This window comes from Comamonas faecalis, from assembly GCF_039538025.1.
Classification (GTDB): Bacteria; Pseudomonadota; Gammaproteobacteria; order Burkholderiales; family Burkholderiaceae_C; genus Comamonas_C; species Comamonas_C faecalis.
Map to the genome: position 1 here is coordinate 1 of NZ_BAABBP010000031.1, position 15,154 is coordinate 15,154.

Consider the following 15,154-nt stretch of genomic DNA (forward strand, 5'->3'; position numbering starts at 1 on the left):
GCAGCTCGGCCAGGTCCACGCCCTGCCGGGCCGCCAGGCGGCGGGCCAGCGGGGTGACGGGAATGCGCGCGCCGCCCGCAGCGCCGGCAGGCACGGCCGCGGGCTGCGCGCGGACGGCGGCAGCCGGCGCGGCTTCGCCGGCCTGGCCGTCGTCCCAGTAGCCGATCACCGTGCCGCAGGGCAGGGTCTGTCCGGCCTGGGCGATGGCCTCCAGCAGCACGCCGTCGGCTTCGGCGCCGATCTCATTGGCGGCCTTCTCCGACTCGATGACGAACAGCCCCTGGCCCGCCTTGAAGGCTTCGCCGGGCTGGACCATCCATTCGACCAGGACGCCCTCGGACATGGTCAATCCGAGCTTGGGCACCAGAAGTTCGCGGCGCATGGCTCACGCCCCGGTGAACTGGGCCGGGCGCTTTTCCAGGAAGGCGCTGCAGCCTTCGTGGGCGTCGCGGCTGTCGAGCACCAGGCCGATCATGGCCTGCTCGTGCGCCAGCGCCGCGCCCAGCGGCATCTCGGCGCCGTCGCGCACGGCGCGCTTGAGCAGCTTGAGCGTGAGCGGCGACTTCTGGGCGATCTGGCCGGCCAGGGCCATGGCCTCCTGCATCAGCTGCGCGCGCGGCACGGCGCGGTTGCACAGGCCGAGCTCGACGGCCTGCGCGGCGGTGATCTGGGCGCCGGTGAACATGAGCTCCTTGGCGCGGCAAAGCGGCACCTGGCGGATGAGGCGCTGCGAGCCGCCGGCGCCCGGGAACAGGCCCAGGGTGATCTCGGGCAGGCCCAGCCTGGCCTCTTCGGCCACCAGGCGGATGTCCAGCGTCAGCAGCAGCTCGGTGCCCCCGCCCAGGGCCCAGCCGTTGATGGCGCCGATGGTGGGCTTGTCCGACACCTCGAAGCGGCGGAACACGCGGTGGATCACCTCGGCGAATTCCTCGTAGTGACGCAGGCCCTGGCGGCTGTTCAGGTCGGCGATGTCGCCCCCGGCCACGAAGGCCTTGTCGCCGGCGCCGGTGATCAGGATCACGCGCACGCCGTCGTCGCGCTCCAGCTCGGTGAGCGCGGCTTCCAGCGCCAGCAGCGTGGGGGTGTCCAGGGCATTGAGGGTTTTCGGACGATTGATGGTCAGCACGCCCACGGCGCCCTGGCGCTCGCACAGGATAGGGTTCAGTTCTTCGGACATTCGGGGTCTCCTTCGGTCTTTCTTCTCAGGCCAGCGTCTTGCGCACGGCGTCGATCACACGCTCCGCGGTGACCACGTAGCCTTTTTCCAGCGAGCTGGCGAATGGCGCGGGCATGAACGGCGCCGCCACGCGCAGCACGGGCGCGTCCAGCTCGTCGAAGCCTTCGTCGGCGATGGTGGCGACGATCTCCGCGCCCACGCCGAAGGACTGCACCGCCTCGTGCACCACCACGGCGCGGTGGGTGCGCGACAGCGATTCCAGAACGGCGGCCTTGTCCCAGGGCTGGATGCTGCGCAGATCGATCACCTCCACCTCCACGCCATCCTTGGCCAGTTGCTCGGCAGCCTGCAGGCATGTGGAAACGGTGGCGCCATAGGTCACCAGCGTCGCGTCGCGGCCCGCGCGGGCAATCCGTGCCTGGCCGATGCGGGCGCCCTGCGCGGTATCCACCGGCCCCTTGCTTGCGTACATGCCCTTGTGCTCGATGAACATCACCGGATCGGGGTCGGCGATGGCGGCGCGCAGCAGGCTGTAGGCGTCCTGCGGCGTCGCCGGGCACACCACCTTCAGGCCCGGGACGTGGGCCAGCCATGCCTCCAGGCACTGCGAATGCTGGGGGCCGGCCGAAAGGCCGCCGCCATGGGGCGTGCGCAGGACCATGGGCACGGAGCCCTGGCCGCCGAACATGTAGCGGGCCTTGGCGGCCTGGTTCACCAGCGCGTCCATGGACAGGGTGATGAAGTCCATGAACATGATTTCCACCACCGGCTTCAGCCCGGTCAGGGCCATGCCCACGGCCGCCGAGGCGATGGCCGATTCGGAAATCGGCGTGTCGATGACGCGCTCGGCGCCAAAGGCGTCGAGCAGCCCCCGCGTGGCCTTGAACGCGCCGCCGGCATGGGCCACGTCCTCGCCCATCACCACCACGGAGGGGTCCTGCTCCATGCTGTCGCGCAGGGCCTGGGCGACCGCGTTCACATAACGCATTTCAGTGGCGATGGTCATTGGGCAACCTCCTGCACGGTCTGGGTGTAGACGTCCTGGATGGCGCGCTCCAGCGTGGGCAGCGCGTCGGCGCGCGCGGCCTCCACCGCGGCATCGACCTGCGCGGCGACCGCCTGGTCGATGCCGGCGGTGTCCACGCCCATGGCCTGCAGCCGGGCGCCTGCGGCGGCCAGGGGGTCGTGCGCGTGCACCGCCTCCAGCTCGCCGGCATCGCGGTACTTTTGCGCGTCGCCCTCGAAGTGGCCGCGCACGCGGGTGGTCATGCACTCGAGCACGAAGGGGCCGTTGCCCGCGCGCAGCCGGGCGCCTGCCTGCTCGGCCGCGTCGGCCACGGCCAGCACGTCGTTGCCGTCCACGCCGGCGTAGCCGACGCCGAATGCGGCGGCCAGTTTTTCCAGCCGGGCGGCGAACTGGCGCGCCGTGGGGGAGAACTCGGACCAGCCGTTGTTCTCGCACACGAGCAGCAGCGGGCATTTCCACAACGCAGCCATGTTCAGCGTCTCGTGCAGCACGCCCTCGGCCATGGCGCCGTCGCCGAAGAAAGCCACGGCCACGCCGCCGGTCTTGCGCGCCTGGTGCGCCAGCGCGCTGCCCAGGGCGATCGGGATGCCGGCACCCACGATGCCATTGGCACCCAGGATGCCCAGGCCCAGGTCCGCCACGTGCATGGAGCCCCCGCGGCCCTTGCACAGGCCGCCTTCGCGGCCCATGATTTCCTTCATGAAGCCGTTCACGTCCATGCCGCGGGCCAGCACGTGGCCGTGCCCCCGGTGGGTGGTGGCGAGCGAATCCTGCGGCCGCAATGCGCTGGCGACGCCGGCGGCCACGGCTTCCTGGCCGATGCTCAGGTGGATGAAGCCCGGCACTTCGCCGTTGGCGAACAGGCGCGTCAAGGCCATTTCCACGTGGCGGATCAGGCTCATGGTTCGATAAAGCGCCTGCAGGCGCTGGGGCGCGGCCGCCCCTCGGTGCTTACTGGTACTCATTGGGTAACCTCCGTGCTTCGCACTGCGGTGCGAGCCCTCTTCGGAACGGCCGGGCGGGGGCTCATGCCATGTCTCCTCGTGCGGCAGGGCTGCCGGCGCCCAGGGCGACGGTGCCGACGATGCGGTCGCTGCCGTCCTGGCCGCGCACCCAGATGTCGTAATGGCCCGGCGCGGCCTCGCTGGGTTGGCCGCCGGCCGTGACCACGTCGCCGATGTGGACGGGTTTGATGAAGCGCACCTGCAGGTCCAGGTCGGCCAGGGCCTGGGCGCCGAAATTGCGCTGCAGGCATTGCCAGACGAGGCACAGCGACAGGGTGCCGTGCGCGATGGGGCGGCCCATCGGGGTCGTGGCGGCGAATTGCGCGTCGACGTGGATGGGGTTGAAGTCGTCTGTCAGCTCGGCATAGGACCAGACGATCTCTTCGGTGACGGCCAGGCTGGCGGTCTGCAGTGCGGTGGCGGTGTTCATGGCCGGTGCTCCTGGTTCATGCCGCCCAGATCAGGCTGATCACGCCATCGAACAGGGGGCGCCCCCCCTGGCCCGTGCCGTGCACCCGCAGGTCAACGTAGCGGCGCTCGCGGCGCATCTCCTTGTGCGCGCAATGCACGGTCACGCGGATGGCCTCGCCGCACTGCGGCAGGCCGCGCATGCGCAGCTGCTGCCGGGCGTGCACGTTGCCTGGCGGGCGCGGCGTGACCGCGTGCAGGTAGGCGCGCATCATGTTGACCACGGCCATGCTGGCGCTCTCCGCCGCGTCATTGGCGCCGTCCCCGGGCTGGTGGCCGAAGATGGCCTGCCAGCGCCGGGCCTGCTGCGCGTCGTAGACCTCGACGCGCTCGCCCATCAGGGCGCCGGGCTGGAAGTCCTCGAACAGGATGGGGGCGGCGCTCATGCTGCGGCCTCCACGACGGCTTCGACCACGGGCAGGGCCATGCCATGCACGTCCTGGAAACCGATGCGCACGCGGGCGCCGATCGCCAGGCCGCCGCGGCAATGCGGCAGCGCATTGGCCATGACGCGAAAGCCCTCATCCATGTCCACGATGGCGATCACGTAGGGCACCATGTCCTTGAAGGCGGGCAGTGGGGCACGGTGCACGGTGGTGAACGTCAGGAGCGTGCCGGTGCGACGGGAATCCTTCCAGTCCAGCCGGCTGCTCTGGCATCGTTCGCAGAGGCTGCGGGGAATGCGCTGCACGTGGCCGCAGCCGGCGCAGCACTGGTAGCGCAAGGCGCCGGCGGCCGCGCCGTCCCAGTAAGCCCGGGTCTGCGCATTGGGGCGGGGCAAGGGGTAGCTGGTCATCGTCATGTCAAACTCCCAGCACCAGGGAACAGTGGGCGGACAGGATGCCGCCGTCGCCATGCACGAAGGCCAGCCTGGCGTGCGGCACCTGGCGGGCTTCGGCCCTGCCGCGCAGCTGGTGCACGGCCTCCACCGCATGGAACATGCCGCCGGCGGCGCCCGAGTGCGCATACGACATCAGGCCCCCATGGGTGTTGCAGGGCAGCCTGCCGCCCAGGCCCAGCTCGCCCGCCGCGGCTGCGATGCCGGCCTGGCCGCGCTCGAAGAAGCCTATGGACTCCAGCTCCACCGCCAGGGTGATGGTGAAGGAGTCGTAGATCTGGGCCACGTCGATGTCGCCGGCCGTCACGCCGGCGCGGGCGAAGGCCGTGGCGGACGAAGCCTTGCAGCCAAAGTCCACCAGGCTGGGGGCGGCCACGATGTGCTCATGCGTGTGGCCCTGTCCGGCGCCCAGGATCTCGACCGCCTTGCCACGCGTGTCGCGGGCCGCGGCGCGGCTGCTGACGACGAGCGCCGCGCCGCCATCGGAGATCAGGCAGCAGTCCAGCATGTGCAGCGGGTCGGCGATCATGCGGGAGTTCAGCACCTGCTCCACCGTGATGGGCTCGCGCTTGTGGGCCTTGGGATGCCGGCCCGCATGGCGGCGGTGCTCGACGGCAATCGCCGCCAGCTGTTCGGACGTCACGCCATATTGGTGCATGTAGTGCCTGGCCACCAGCGCATAGGAGGCCGGCACGCTGATGCCGAACGGGCGCTCGAACTGCGGGTGGCCCACTTCGGACAAGGCCGCCACGGCACCGTCGCGCGACATGCCGGTGAGCCGGTTGTCGCCCGCCACCACCAGCACGTGGCGGCACTGGCCGCTGGCGACCAGCGCCGCCGCCTGCATCACCATGATGCAGGCGCTGGCGCCGCCGGCCTGGATGGCCAGGCAGGTGCCGGGGTGTATGCCCAGGTATTCGCAGAACACCGAGGCCAGCATCAGGTGCGGCTCGGTGAAGGAGTACGCGCACAGCACGCCATCGATGTCGGAGAGCTGGAGGCCCGCATCGGCCACCGCGCCCATCGCCGCCTCGGCGTGCAGCCCCATGCAGCTGCTGCCCGGCAGCTCGCCGACGGCCGTGTCGCAGGCCCCCGTGATGAATGCATCCATCGTCATGGCTGCTCAGGGCTTGAAGCCCAGGTCGCGCGCGATGATGTTGCGCTGGATGTCGCTGGTGCCTTCGCCGATCACGTAGACAAAGGCATCGCGGTGGATGCGGCCCACCGGGTACTCGCGCATGATGCCGGCGCCGCCATGGATGCGGATGGCCTGCTCGCTCACCTTCAGGGCGGTTTCGGTGGCGATCAGCTTCACCTTGGCGGCGGTGGCCGCGTCCAGCCGGCCCTGGTCGACCAGCCAGGCGCCGTAGTACACCATCCAGCGCGCGGCCTCGATGTCGGCGGCCATGTCGGCCAGCCTGTGGGCCACGGCCTGATAGTCGCCGATGCGCTTGCCGGCCACGATGCGGTCGTCGGCGAAAGCCTTCGCCGCATCGAACGCGGCGCGGGCCATGCCCAGCGCGTTGGCGGCCACGCCGACGCGGTTCTCGCTCAGGCACTCCAGCAGCAGCGGGTAGGTGCCCGTGCGCTCCCCGACCAGGCAATCGTCGGGCACGAAGGCATCCTCGATGTGGATCAGCGCGGTCTCGGAGCCGCGGATGCCTTCCTTGCGCAGCTTGTGGATGTCGAAGCCCTTGTGCGGCAGCTCGACGATGAACAGGCTGATGGCATCGGGCTTGAGCTGCGGCGACGTGCGCGCTGCCACCATCAGGAAGTCGGCGATGGGCGCGTTGGTGATGTAGAGCTTGCTGCCGCCGAGCTTCCAGCCGCCAGGCACTTTCTCGGCCCTGGTCTTCATGGCGCGAATGTTGGAGCCGCCATCGGGCTCGCTGAGCGCGAAGCCGGCAATCCTGTCGCCCGCCAGCGCCGGCCTGAAGAAGCGCTCCTTCTGGCTTTCGGTGCCGATCTTCCAGATGGGCCAGATCGACAGGTGCGTCTGCGCCGACCAGCTGGTGGCGAAGGCCTGGCTCATGTAGCTCAGCTCCTCGCGCACGATGCAGTCGCTGACCTTGTCCATGTCGCTGCCGCCATCGGCCGCGGGGTAGCGCACGCCCAGCAAGCCCAGCTCGCCCCAGCGCTTGAACACCTGTTTCGGAAAGTGTTCGCTTTCTTCGGCCGCCTCGACCAGCGGAGCCAGTTCTTCACGGCACAGACGGCGCACCGTGTCGCGCACCGCCTCGTGCTCGGCGGAAAAGGAGAAGTTCAGGCTCATATGATTTTCGTAAAAATATTCTGTATCGAGAATTTATACAAACAACAATTCTCAAAATATAGGTATTTACCCTGGTTTTTTGGAAGAAATATCCTTGTTTAATTCTTTTGTTATTTTTTTATTCTCAATAGAGAACAGGATGCCAGATGCAAGCACCAGGAAGAAGCGCCTCGGAGCGCGCCCCCCATCGCCTTGAAGCGCTGCTCAACGCGCGCAGCGTGGCCGTCATCGGAGCCAGTGCCGATCCGGCCAGGATCTCCGGCCGGCCGATTGCCTACATGCGCGCGCGCGGCTATGGCGGCGCCATCTACCCGGTGAATCCCGGGCGCACCGAAGTGCAGGGCCTGCGCTGCTATCCGAGCGTCGCGGCCATCGGCCGCCCCGTGGACCTGGCGATCATCGGCACCGCGGCGGCCCACGTGGAAGGCGCGGTGCGCGAGGGCATCGCCGCCGGCGTCAAGGCCTTCGTGGTGTTCTCGTCGGGCTTCGCCGAACTGGACGAAGCGGGCCGCGCCCTGCAGGCGCGCCTGACGGAGCTGGCCAGACAGCACGACGTCGCCATCGTCGGCCCCAACTGCCTCGGCGTGGCCAACAGCCGCTGCGGCCTGCTGGCCACGTTCACCACGGCGCTGGAGAGCCATGCGCTGCAGCCCGGCGGCTTCTCGTTCGTCAGCCAGAGCGGTGCTCTGGGGGCGTATTGGATGGACATCATCCTGCGCAGCGGCATTGGCTTCAGCCAGTGGATCACCACCGGGAACGAGTGCGACGTGGACGCGGCGGAAGCCATCGACTTCCTGGTCTCCGACCCGGACACGCGCGTGATCGGCCTGTACATCGAGGACATCCGGCGCATCGGCGCCTTCCGGGCCGCGCTGGAGCGGGCCGCGCGCGCCGGCAAGCCGGTGATTGCCATCAAGGCCGGCAGTTCCAGCGCCGGGGCCGCGGCGGCGGCCTCCCACACCGGCGCGCTCGCGGGCGACGACGCCCTGTACGACGTCTGCCTGCACCAGCACGGGGCGCTGCGCGTGCGCAGCCTCACCGAGATGATGGATGCCGCCCGGCTGCTGCTGCACGACGCAGCGCCGCGGGGCCCGCGCCTGGCGGTGATGACCGTCTCGGGCGGCGCGGGCGTGCTGATCGCGGATGCCTGCGAGCCGCTGGGGCTGGAGCTGCCCCGGCTCAGGCCCGAAGTGACGCAGGCCCTGGTGCCGGTGCTGCCCAGCTTCGTGCACCCCGGCAACCCGCTGGACATCACCGGCAACGTGCTGCAGGACACGCCCATGATCAGCCGCGCCATGCAGTGCCTTGCGGCCGACCGGGAGACCCACGGCATCGTGCTGTTCATCGGCATGATGCACAGCATCGCCGACGCCTTCGTGCAGGCGCTTTCGCAGGCGCGCGCCCAGGTGCACTGCCCCATCGCCGTGATCTGGGTGGGGGCCATGGAGAGCAGCATCCAGGCGCTGGAAGCTGCCGGCATCCCGGTGTTCCTGGACATCCCGCAGGCCGTGCAGGCCATGGCCCGCTGCCTGCAGATGCAGCGCGACCGCGCACGCATCGTCCAGCGTGCCGAAGCCCCCGCTGCGCCCGTGGCGGCGGACAACGGCCAGTCCCTGCCGACGCTGTCGGAATGGGACGGCAAGCAGCTGCTTGCCGGGCAAAAGAGCGTGCACATCCCCAAGGGCTGGCTGCTCCAGGCCGGCGGCCCGCGCCCCGCGGCGGGCCTGCCCTACCCCGTCGTGGCCAAGCTCCAGTCGCCGCAGCTGCTGCACAAGAGCGATGCCGGCGGCGTGCTGCTGCGCATCCAGGACGACCGGGCGCTGCAGGAGGCCGTGGAACGCCTGTACCAGGTGGGTGCCGGGCTGGGCATCCCGATCCAGGGCGTCCTGGCGGAGCAGATGCTGCCCTTCGACCATGAGCTGCTGCTGGGCCTGCGCCGCGACCCGCGCTTCGGCCCGGTGCTGACCCTGGCGCGCGGCGGCGTCGAAGCCGAACTGGACCCCGACGTGGCCAGCCTGCTGCTGCCGGCGACCGTCGAGGACATCGCGCAGATGCTGGGCCGCCTGCGCTGCTTCAAGCTGCTGCAGGGCTTCCGGGGCAGGCCGGGGGTGGATGTCGCGGCATTGGCTCGCAGCATCGCCGGCCTGTGCGGATGGTTCATGGAGCAGCCGCTGCGCGAGCTGGAGATCAATCCGCTGGCCGTCAAGGGCGACCAGGCGTGGGCCCTGGATGCCCTGGTCACGCCCCTGGCTCCCGGCTGACCAAGCCACGCACCAGGGTCCCGTGCCAGCTGAACGCGGCTCGTATCGCATACTTCGCCGTACCGCGCCGTTTTCACGCTTTCTCTCACATGACTGATACACCACCCCCCGACAAACTGGTGGGGGCACTGAGTTCCGGCCTTAGGGTCCTGCGTTACCTCGCCAGCTCCTCCACCCCCTTGGGGGTCACGCGCATCGCCAAGGACCTGGGCCTCAATGCCAGCACCTGCTTCAATCTGCTCAAGACCCTGGTGCATGAGCGGCTGGTGACGTTCGACGAATCCACCAAGACCTACAGCCTGGGCCTGGGCCTGGTGGAGCTGGCCAGGGGTTCCCTGGAAAAAGCCTCCTACGTGCGGATGATGCGCCCCCATCTGCAGGAGCTCGCCGAGCGCCACAACATCACCACCACGTTGTGGCAGCTCGCGCACGACGACCGGGTCGTGCTGGTGGACCTGGCGGAAAGCAGCTCGGCGCTGCGCGTCCACATGAGCATCGGCCAGCGCCTGCCCATGTACATCGCGGCCCTGGGGCGCTGCATGGCGGCCCACTCCAACCTGTCCATGACGGAAATACGCCGCAAGGTCAGCGAACTGCGCTGGGAAGACGGCCCCAGCTTCGACACCTACATGCGCGAAGTCGAGGAAGTCCGCCAGCATGGCTACGCCGTGGACCACGGCAACTACGTCAAGGGCGTGATCACCGTGTCCTCCCCGATCCTGGACTTCCAGCGGCGGCCGCTGATGGCCGTGAGCGCCGTCGGCTTCGGCACCCAGTTCTCGCAGAGATCGCTGCAGGCGCTGTGCGAAGACCTGCGGGAACGCTGCCGCGAGGCGACGCTCGCGATCTCCGGGGGGGCCGTGCAGAAGCTGTGGGAAAGCGACACGCGGCCCCTCCCGCCCCTCCGCTGAACGGCCTGGGAACCAGGCGCTCCGGCCTGGAATCCAACCAGTTGCCGCGGCGGATCTGTGCCGAGGCAGGAGGTACAGCCATGAAACAAGTCAAGCATTGGCAGGACCCGCTCAACGCATTGTTGGGCGCCTGGTTGGCCCTGTCGCCCTGGGTGCTGGGGTATCAGGACCAGATGGCCCCCATGGCCAACGGCATCGCCATCGGCCTGGCGCTGATCGCCGCGTCGCTGGGAGCCATCTTCGTCCCGCGCGCGTGGGAGGAATGGACCGAGGGCGCGCTCGGCCTGTGGATGGTCGTCTCGCCCTGGGCCCTGGGCTTCAGCATGCACATGGACGCGATGCGCAACGCCGTGGCCTCGGGCATCGTGATCCTGGTTCTGGCCCTGTGGGTGCTGGCCACCGACAAGGACTACAGCGCGTGGATGCGTCACGGCGCAGCCCATTGACGCCGGGCACGGCACAAACCGCCTGCGGGCCAATGCCGGTCGGTTGATCGCCGAGTGGCATTGGCTGCCGGCGGTCCTTCTTTTTTATAGCTGCCAGCGCTCGCCAGCCATTGGTTTCAAATACTTTCATGCCGTGAATCCATACACGGCACGCGCAAGCAGCTATCAAAATAGATGGCTTCCGCGCAGGCGCCGCACCTCAGTGCCCCAGTCGGTTGGGGCTGACGATCTCCCACTTCTGCATGTGCCGGTACACCGTGGCGCGGCATAGCCCCAAGCTGCGCGCGGTCTCGGTCACATTCCACTGGTGAGCCTGCAGCGCCTGCAGCAGCGAGGTGCGCTTGCCCGGCTCCTCATCGGCACCGCTCTTCGCACAGGCCTGCGCCTCCACCCCGCCCAGCGACAGCATGCGCTCGGGCGGCAGCACAGGCGGCTGGCCGCCATGGATTTCGGCCGGCAGGTGCTCGGGACTGACGGGCTCGCCCTCGCTGAGCGCCATGGCCGTGCGCAGCACGTTCTTGAGCTGCCGGATATTGCCGGGCCAGTCATGGCGCAGCAGCAGGTCGCGCGCGGCCGCGGTGATGGCCACGGCACGGCTGTAGAGCTGCCGACCGTCCTCGCGCAGCAGGCTGTCGATCAGCGCGTTCTTGTCGGCGCGGTCGCGCAGCGCCGGCAGCTCCAGCGTCACGCTGTTGAGGCGGTAGTACAGGTCGAGCCGGAACTGGCCCTGGGCCACCATCTCGCGCAGGTCGCGGTGCGTGGCGCAGATCAGCTGCACATCGACGGCAATCGGCTGCTCCGACCCCAGCGGCGTGACCTCGCGCTCGGCCAGCACGCGCAGCAGGCGGGTCTGCATCGCCTGCGGCATGTCGCCGATCTCGTCGAGGAACAGCGTGCCGCCGTGGGCCTGGGCGATCTTGCCGCGCGCGCCCTTGGAGCGGGCGCCGGTGAAGGCCCCTTCGCGGTAGCCGAAGAGTTCGCTCTCGATCAGGGTCTCGGGAATCGCCGCGCAGTTCACGGCCACGAAGGGCTGGGCCCGGCGCGCGCTGGCCTCGTGCATGGCCTTGGCGAAGGCCTCCTTGCCCGAGCCCGATTCGCCGTGCAGCAAGATGGCCAAGCCTTTGTCGAGCACACGCAGCGCCTGCTGGGCATTGGTCTGCATCTGCGGGTCGTGGCCGGCAATGGCCTGCAGCGCATCCGCGCCCGCCATGGAGGGCGATGCCTGCGCCGGTGCCGCGGACGGCCGCCGGCGCGGTGGCCGCACGAGCGCAAAGCACTGCGTTCCGGTCGGCAGGTGGCGCATCGCCAGCGGATAGCCGCCCTGCCGCGCCGCGTCGGCCACCTGCTCGAAACGGTGGTCGAACACCTCTTCGACGCTGCGGCCCAGGGCCGCGACCAGCGCGCCCTGCTCGCGCAGCGACTGGCTGATGGCCACGATCCGGCCCGCCTCGTCGAGCACGACCATGCCGTCGGCCGAGACTTCGAGAAAATCGCGCCGCCGCGCGAGCTTGAGCACATGGTGGTGCTCGAACTCGTGCAGGAAGTTCGCATCCTCGACCATGCGGGCCGCGGACTGCACCATCTGCAGCACCAGGTGCTGGCTGCGCCGGTCGTCGGGCGACTCCATCGCCGAAGCGTCGAGCACCGCCAGCGGCCGCCCGTCGGGCGCGAAGATGGGCACGGCGCTGCAGGTCAGCGTCTTGTTGGGCGCGCGGAAATGTTCCGCATGGTGCACGGTGATGGCCCGCTGCTCCAGGTTCGCCAGCGCCACCGCGCAGGTGCCCTCCTTCTCCTCGGTCCAGCAGCTGCCCAGCCACAGCCCGGCGCGCCGCCAGTCCTGATCGAACAGGGGGTTGCCGATGAAATCCACCGCCACGCCCAGCGTGTCGGCCAGCAGCACCACATAGCCCGCGTCGCGAATCTGGCCGAACAGCGCCTCCATGCCGCCGCGGGCGATGCGCATGAAACACGCCATGGGCTCGCGATGGTCCTTGAGCGCGGAGGTGGTCAGCACGCGCGGAGGTTCGCCGCGCCCCGGGTCCAGCCGGTGCAGCTCGAAAGAGCGCAGCCACGAGCGCTCGATCAGCGCGACATCGGCCGGGGCGCCGTCAGAAGGCTTCGAGGTGTTCCATGGCATCGTCTGTCTCCATTCGCCTCGCGCTCATCGGCCGAGGTCGGACCTGCATGGGGTGAGACGCCTGCCGCTGGCTGGCCGCGGCACCCGTTTCACACTTGCGCATGATAGTCCTCAGGCGCCCGCACGGGGCTCCAACATCGACCCTGAGGCCGCCTGTGCCGGTCCGGGGCTTGAAGAGACAAGGCAGGCAGTCGGCACGCCCGTTGCCGGCCCTTCCATCCACTCGGCCAGCAGCTGCACCAGCGCGGCGGGCCGGTCCGCATGCAGCCAGTGGCCGGCATCCGCCAGTTCCACGATGCGCGAGCGCGGAAACAGCCTTCGTATCGTGTTTTCATGCCGCGGCAACACATAGTCCGAAGTCCCGCCGCGCACGAACAGGGCCTCCACGGCACTCGACGACCGCAGCAGCCCGGGCGCAAAGCCCAGCAGCTGCGGCATGGAGCCGCCTATGCCCAGCCAGTGGATGCGCCAGGCCAGATGCCCGTCCCGCCAGGCCAGGTTCTGCAGCAGCATGGCCCGCAAGCGGGCCGAGGGCACGAAGCGTTCGAGCTGCCGGTCGGCCTCTTCCCGCGAACGGGCGGCGCCCAGGTCCAGCCGCAGTGCGGCGCAGACCAGGGCCGAGAAATGGTCGTGGTAGCGGGCCGGGGCGATGTCGAGCACGGCCAGCGCCTCGGTGCGCCGCGGGTGCAGCAGCGCAAAGGCCATGGCCACCTTGCCGCCCATGCTGTGGCCGGCGACGCGGGCCCGCGCGATGCCCTGGGCATCGAGCAGCTCGCGCAGGTCCTCCGCCATTTCCTGGTAGCCCATGGCATCGGCATGCGGCGACAGGCCGTGGTTGCGCAGGTCCACCGCCAGCACGCGCGCGCGGGCCGACAGCGGCGCCGCGATGTGGTGCCACTGTGCGGCGCTGCCGAACAGGCCGTGCAGCAGCACCAGCGGCGCCCCGGTTCCGGCCGCATGGCCGGCGCCGGGGTAGTTGCGGCAGGACAGCTCCATGCCCAGCCTCCGCTTACAGCTCGCGCCGCTGCATGGCCCCGGCGATGTACTCAGCCTGCCGGATCGCCAGCGCCACGATGGTCAGCGTGGGGTTGGCCGCCGAGCTGGAGGTGAACTGGCTGCCGTCCGAGATGAAGAGATTCTTCACATCGTGCGCCTGGCCCCATTGGTTGACCACGCCGTCGCTGGCCTTGGCGCTCATGCGGTTGGTGCCCATGTTGTGGCTGGCCGGATAGGCCGGCATGTCGATCACGCGCGTGGCGCCCACGGCTTCGGACAGTTTGCGCCACTGCACCAGGCCGTGGGCGGTGATCCTGTCGTCGTTGGCGTGGTAGGTCTTGGTCACGATGGGCACGGGCAGGCCGTACTGGTCCTTCTCCGTGGGGTGCAGCGTGATGGAGTTCTGCTCGCGCGCCAGGTCCTCGCCGCAGACCCAGACGCAGCTCATGTGGTCGTACATCTCCAGGGCCGAGGTGAAGTCGCGTCCCCAGCCGCCGGGCTTCATGAACGCCGCCGTGTACGGCAGATGCAGGGCCAGGCCCTCGAGGTAGTAGCCGCCGACAAAGCCGCGCTTGGTATTCAGCGGCACCTCGTCGGCCACCACGGCCGCGATGTCGAAGCCCCGGTACATGTAGACGGGCCCCTTGTGGATGGACACCGCCGCCGCCGTGGCGTGGTTCATGTAGTTCTTGCCCACCTGCCCCGAGGAATTGGCCAGGCCGTTGGTGAACATGCTGGAGGCCGAGTTCAGCAGCAGCCGCGGCGACTCGATGGAGTTGCCCGCCACGCAGACCACGCGCGCCTTCTGCAGTTGCTTGCGGCCCTTGCTGTCCACGTAGAGCACGCCATTGGCGCGGCCCTGCTTGTCGTGCTGGATCTGCAGCACCATGGACTCGGGGCGCAGCTCGACCTTGCCCGTCGCCTGGGCGCGCGGCACCTCGGTGTAGAGGGTGGACCACTTGGCGCCGATCTTGCAGCCCTGCATGCAGAAGCCGATCTGCTGGCAGGCGGGCCGCCCGTCATAGACCTCGCTGTTCGATGCGGCCGGGCGCACGATGTTCTTGTAGCCCACCTTGCGGGCACCGGCATCGATCACCTTGTAGTGGTTGTTGGGCGGCATGGGCGGCAGGCCGCTGGCCTTGGTGCCGGCCACGCCCATCTTCTTCTCCGCCAGCTCGTAGTACGGCTCCAGCTCGGCCAGCGTGATCGGCCAATCGAGCACGTTCGCGCCCTCAATGGCGCCGTAGGTGGTTTTGGTGTGGAAGTCGTGCTCCTGAAAGCGCAGCGCCACGCCGGACCAGTGCACCGAAGAGCCGCCCACGGTCTTACAAATCCAGGCCGGCAGGTTCGGGTAGGTCTTGGTGTGGTGCCAGCCGCCGGCCGAGATGCGCTTGTCCAGCCATGAAATCTTGTTGAACATGCCCCATTCGTCGTTCTCGAAATCGGCCTGCGTGTAGTGCTTGCCGGCCTCCAGAACCACGCATTTGACGCCGCGCTGCGCCAGCTCGTTGGCCAGCGTGCCGCCGCCCGCGCCCGAGCCGACGATGACGACGACACTGTCGTCGTTGAGAGAGAACTTTGCCTGATCGGTCATGATGTTTGTCTCCTTGTCCTTGT

The 15,154-nt window shown here is 69.2% G+C and carries 15 protein-coding genes; 3 read left to right on the forward strand and 12 right to left on the reverse strand.

The window, feature by feature from the left end:
- The 9 genes from ABD767_RS14245 to ABD767_RS14285 form a co-directional block, all read right to left on the reverse strand.
- A partial coding sequence (locus ABD767_RS14245; protein WP_344869837.1) for a biotin/lipoyl-containing protein occupies nt 1–382 on the reverse strand: 382 nt, incomplete at its 3' end.
- Nucleotides 383–385: 3 nt separating this feature from the next.
- Nucleotides 386–1,177, reverse strand: coding sequence for an enoyl-CoA hydratase-related protein (locus ABD767_RS14250; protein ID WP_103044663.1), 792 nt, complete (start codon nt 1,175–1,177; stop codon nt 386–388).
- A gap of 25 nt (nt 1,178–1,202) precedes the next feature.
- Nucleotides 1,203–2,183, reverse strand: a complete 981-nt coding sequence (locus ABD767_RS14255) for a pyruvate dehydrogenase complex E1 component subunit beta (protein ID WP_103044664.1) — start codon at nt 2,181–2,183, stop codon at nt 1,203–1,205.
- Nucleotides 2,180–3,169, reverse strand: coding sequence for a thiamine pyrophosphate-dependent enzyme (locus tag ABD767_RS14260; RefSeq protein WP_103044665.1), 990 nt, complete (start codon nt 3,167–3,169; stop codon nt 2,180–2,182). The genes ABD767_RS14255 and ABD767_RS14260 overlap by 4 nt, the downstream gene beginning before the upstream one ends.
- A 61-nt stretch (nt 3,170–3,230) precedes the next feature.
- Nucleotides 3,231–3,638: a MaoC/PaaZ C-terminal domain-containing protein gene (locus tag ABD767_RS14265; protein WP_103044666.1), complete on the reverse strand. Its 408-nt coding sequence runs from the start codon at nt 3,636–3,638 to the stop codon at nt 3,231–3,233.
- A gap of 16 nt (nt 3,639–3,654) precedes the next feature.
- Complete coding sequence (locus tag ABD767_RS14270) at nt 3,655–4,062, reverse strand: hypothetical protein (RefSeq protein ID WP_103044667.1); 408 nt, start codon at nt 4,060–4,062, stop codon at nt 3,655–3,657.
- Nucleotides 4,059–4,478, reverse strand: a complete 420-nt coding sequence (locus ABD767_RS14275; protein ID WP_103044668.1) for an OB-fold domain-containing protein — start codon at nt 4,476–4,478, stop codon at nt 4,059–4,061. Before ABD767_RS14275 ends, ABD767_RS14270 begins: the two co-directional genes overlap by 4 nt.
- Nucleotide 4,479: 1 nt before the next feature.
- Complete coding sequence (locus ABD767_RS14280) at nt 4,480–5,631, reverse strand: thiolase C-terminal domain-containing protein (protein WP_103044669.1); 1,152 nt, start codon at nt 5,629–5,631, stop codon at nt 4,480–4,482.
- A gap of 6 nt (nt 5,632–5,637) precedes the next feature.
- Nucleotides 5,638–6,786 carry an acyl-CoA dehydrogenase family protein gene (locus ABD767_RS14285; protein ID WP_103044670.1) on the reverse strand — a complete coding sequence of 383 codons (1,149 nt, stop codon included), beginning with the start codon at nt 6,784–6,786 and terminating at the stop codon, nt 5,638–5,640.
- 146 nt (nt 6,787–6,932) lie between these two features.
- Here ABD767_RS14285 and ABD767_RS14290 point away from each other — a divergent pair, with 146 nt between their 5' ends.
- The 3 genes from ABD767_RS14290 to ABD767_RS14300 all read left to right on the forward strand — a co-directional run bounded on the left by ABD767_RS14290 (nt 6,933) and on the right by ABD767_RS14300 (nt 10,404).
- On the forward strand, nt 6,933–9,047 hold the full coding sequence (locus ABD767_RS14290) for an acetate--CoA ligase family protein (RefSeq protein WP_344869838.1): 2,115 nt from the start codon (nt 6,933–6,935) through the stop codon (nt 9,045–9,047).
- Between the two features lie 89 nt (nt 9,048–9,136).
- Entirely contained in the window at nt 9,137–9,958 is an 822-nt protein-coding gene (locus ABD767_RS14295; protein WP_103044672.1) for an IclR family transcriptional regulator domain-containing protein, read from the forward strand.
- A gap of 80 nt (nt 9,959–10,038) precedes the next feature.
- A complete protein-coding gene (locus tag ABD767_RS14300) occupies nt 10,039–10,404 on the forward strand; it encodes an SPW repeat domain-containing protein (protein WP_103044673.1) in 366 nt (121 codons plus the stop codon).
- Nucleotides 10,405–10,603: 199 nt separating this feature from the next.
- On the opposite strand, the gene ABD767_RS14305 is transcribed toward ABD767_RS14300, so the two are convergent.
- The 3 genes from ABD767_RS14305 to ABD767_RS14315 all read right to left on the reverse strand — a co-directional run bounded on the left by ABD767_RS14305 (nt 10,604) and on the right by ABD767_RS14315 (nt 15,131).
- A complete protein-coding gene (locus ABD767_RS14305; protein WP_103044674.1) occupies nt 10,604–12,541 on the reverse strand; it encodes a sigma 54-interacting transcriptional regulator in 1,938 nt (645 codons plus the stop codon).
- A 111-nt stretch (nt 12,542–12,652) separates the two neighbouring features.
- Nucleotides 12,653–13,537 carry an alpha/beta fold hydrolase gene (locus tag ABD767_RS14310; protein WP_344869839.1) on the reverse strand — a complete coding sequence of 295 codons (885 nt, stop codon included), beginning with the start codon at nt 13,535–13,537 and terminating at the stop codon, nt 12,653–12,655.
- Between the two features lie 13 nt (nt 13,538–13,550).
- The gene (locus ABD767_RS14315) at nt 13,551–15,131 is read right to left on the reverse strand and encodes a GMC oxidoreductase (RefSeq protein WP_103044676.1); all 1,581 of its coding nucleotides are present in this window, start codon (nt 15,129–15,131) and stop codon (nt 13,551–13,553) included.
- Between the last annotated feature and the right edge of the window lie 23 nt (nt 15,132–15,154).

What these genes read in the sequence shown, in the direction of transcription:
- ABD767_RS14300 (WP_103044673.1), top strand. Translation starts at nt 10,039, where the DNA reads ATGAAACAAGTCAAGCATTGGCAGGACCCGCTCAACGCATTGTTGGGC.
- ABD767_RS14250 (WP_103044663.1), bottom strand. Translation starts at nt 1,177, where the DNA reads ATGTCCGAAGAACTGAACCCTATCCTGTGCGAGCGCCAGGGCGCCGTG.
- ABD767_RS14260 (WP_103044665.1), bottom strand. Translation starts at nt 3,169, where the DNA reads ATGAGTACCAGTAAGCACCGAGGGGCGGCCGCGCCCCAGCGCCTGCAG.
- ABD767_RS14310 (WP_344869839.1), bottom strand. Translation starts at nt 13,537, where the DNA reads ATGGAGCTGTCCTGCCGCAACTACCCCGGCGCCGGCCATGCGGCCGGA.
- ABD767_RS14315 (WP_103044676.1), bottom strand. Translation starts at nt 15,131, where the DNA reads ATGACCGATCAGGCAAAGTTCTCTCTCAACGACGACAGTGTCGTCGTC.
- ABD767_RS14290 (WP_344869838.1), top strand. Translation starts at nt 6,933, where the DNA reads ATGCAAGCACCAGGAAGAAGCGCCTCGGAGCGCGCCCCCCATCGCCTT.
- ABD767_RS14280 (WP_103044669.1), bottom strand. Translation starts at nt 5,631, where the DNA reads ATGACGATGGATGCATTCATCACGGGGGCCTGCGACACGGCCGTCGGC.
- ABD767_RS14270 (WP_103044667.1), bottom strand. Translation starts at nt 4,062, where the DNA reads ATGAGCGCCGCCCCCATCCTGTTCGAGGACTTCCAGCCCGGCGCCCTG.
- ABD767_RS14305 (WP_103044674.1), bottom strand. Translation starts at nt 12,541, where the DNA reads ATGCCATGGAACACCTCGAAGCCTTCTGACGGCGCCCCGGCCGATGTC.
- ABD767_RS14255 (WP_103044664.1), bottom strand. Translation starts at nt 2,183, where the DNA reads ATGACCATCGCCACTGAAATGCGTTATGTGAACGCGGTCGCCCAGGCC.
- ABD767_RS14285 (WP_103044670.1), bottom strand. Translation starts at nt 6,786, where the DNA reads ATGAGCCTGAACTTCTCCTTTTCCGCCGAGCACGAGGCGGTGCGCGAC.
- ABD767_RS14265 (WP_103044666.1), bottom strand. Translation starts at nt 3,638, where the DNA reads ATGAACACCGCCACCGCACTGCAGACCGCCAGCCTGGCCGTCACCGAA.
- ABD767_RS14295 (WP_103044672.1), top strand. Translation starts at nt 9,137, where the DNA reads ATGACTGATACACCACCCCCCGACAAACTGGTGGGGGCACTGAGTTCC.
- ABD767_RS14275 (WP_103044668.1), bottom strand. Translation starts at nt 4,478, where the DNA reads ATGACGATGACCAGCTACCCCTTGCCCCGCCCCAATGCGCAGACCCGG.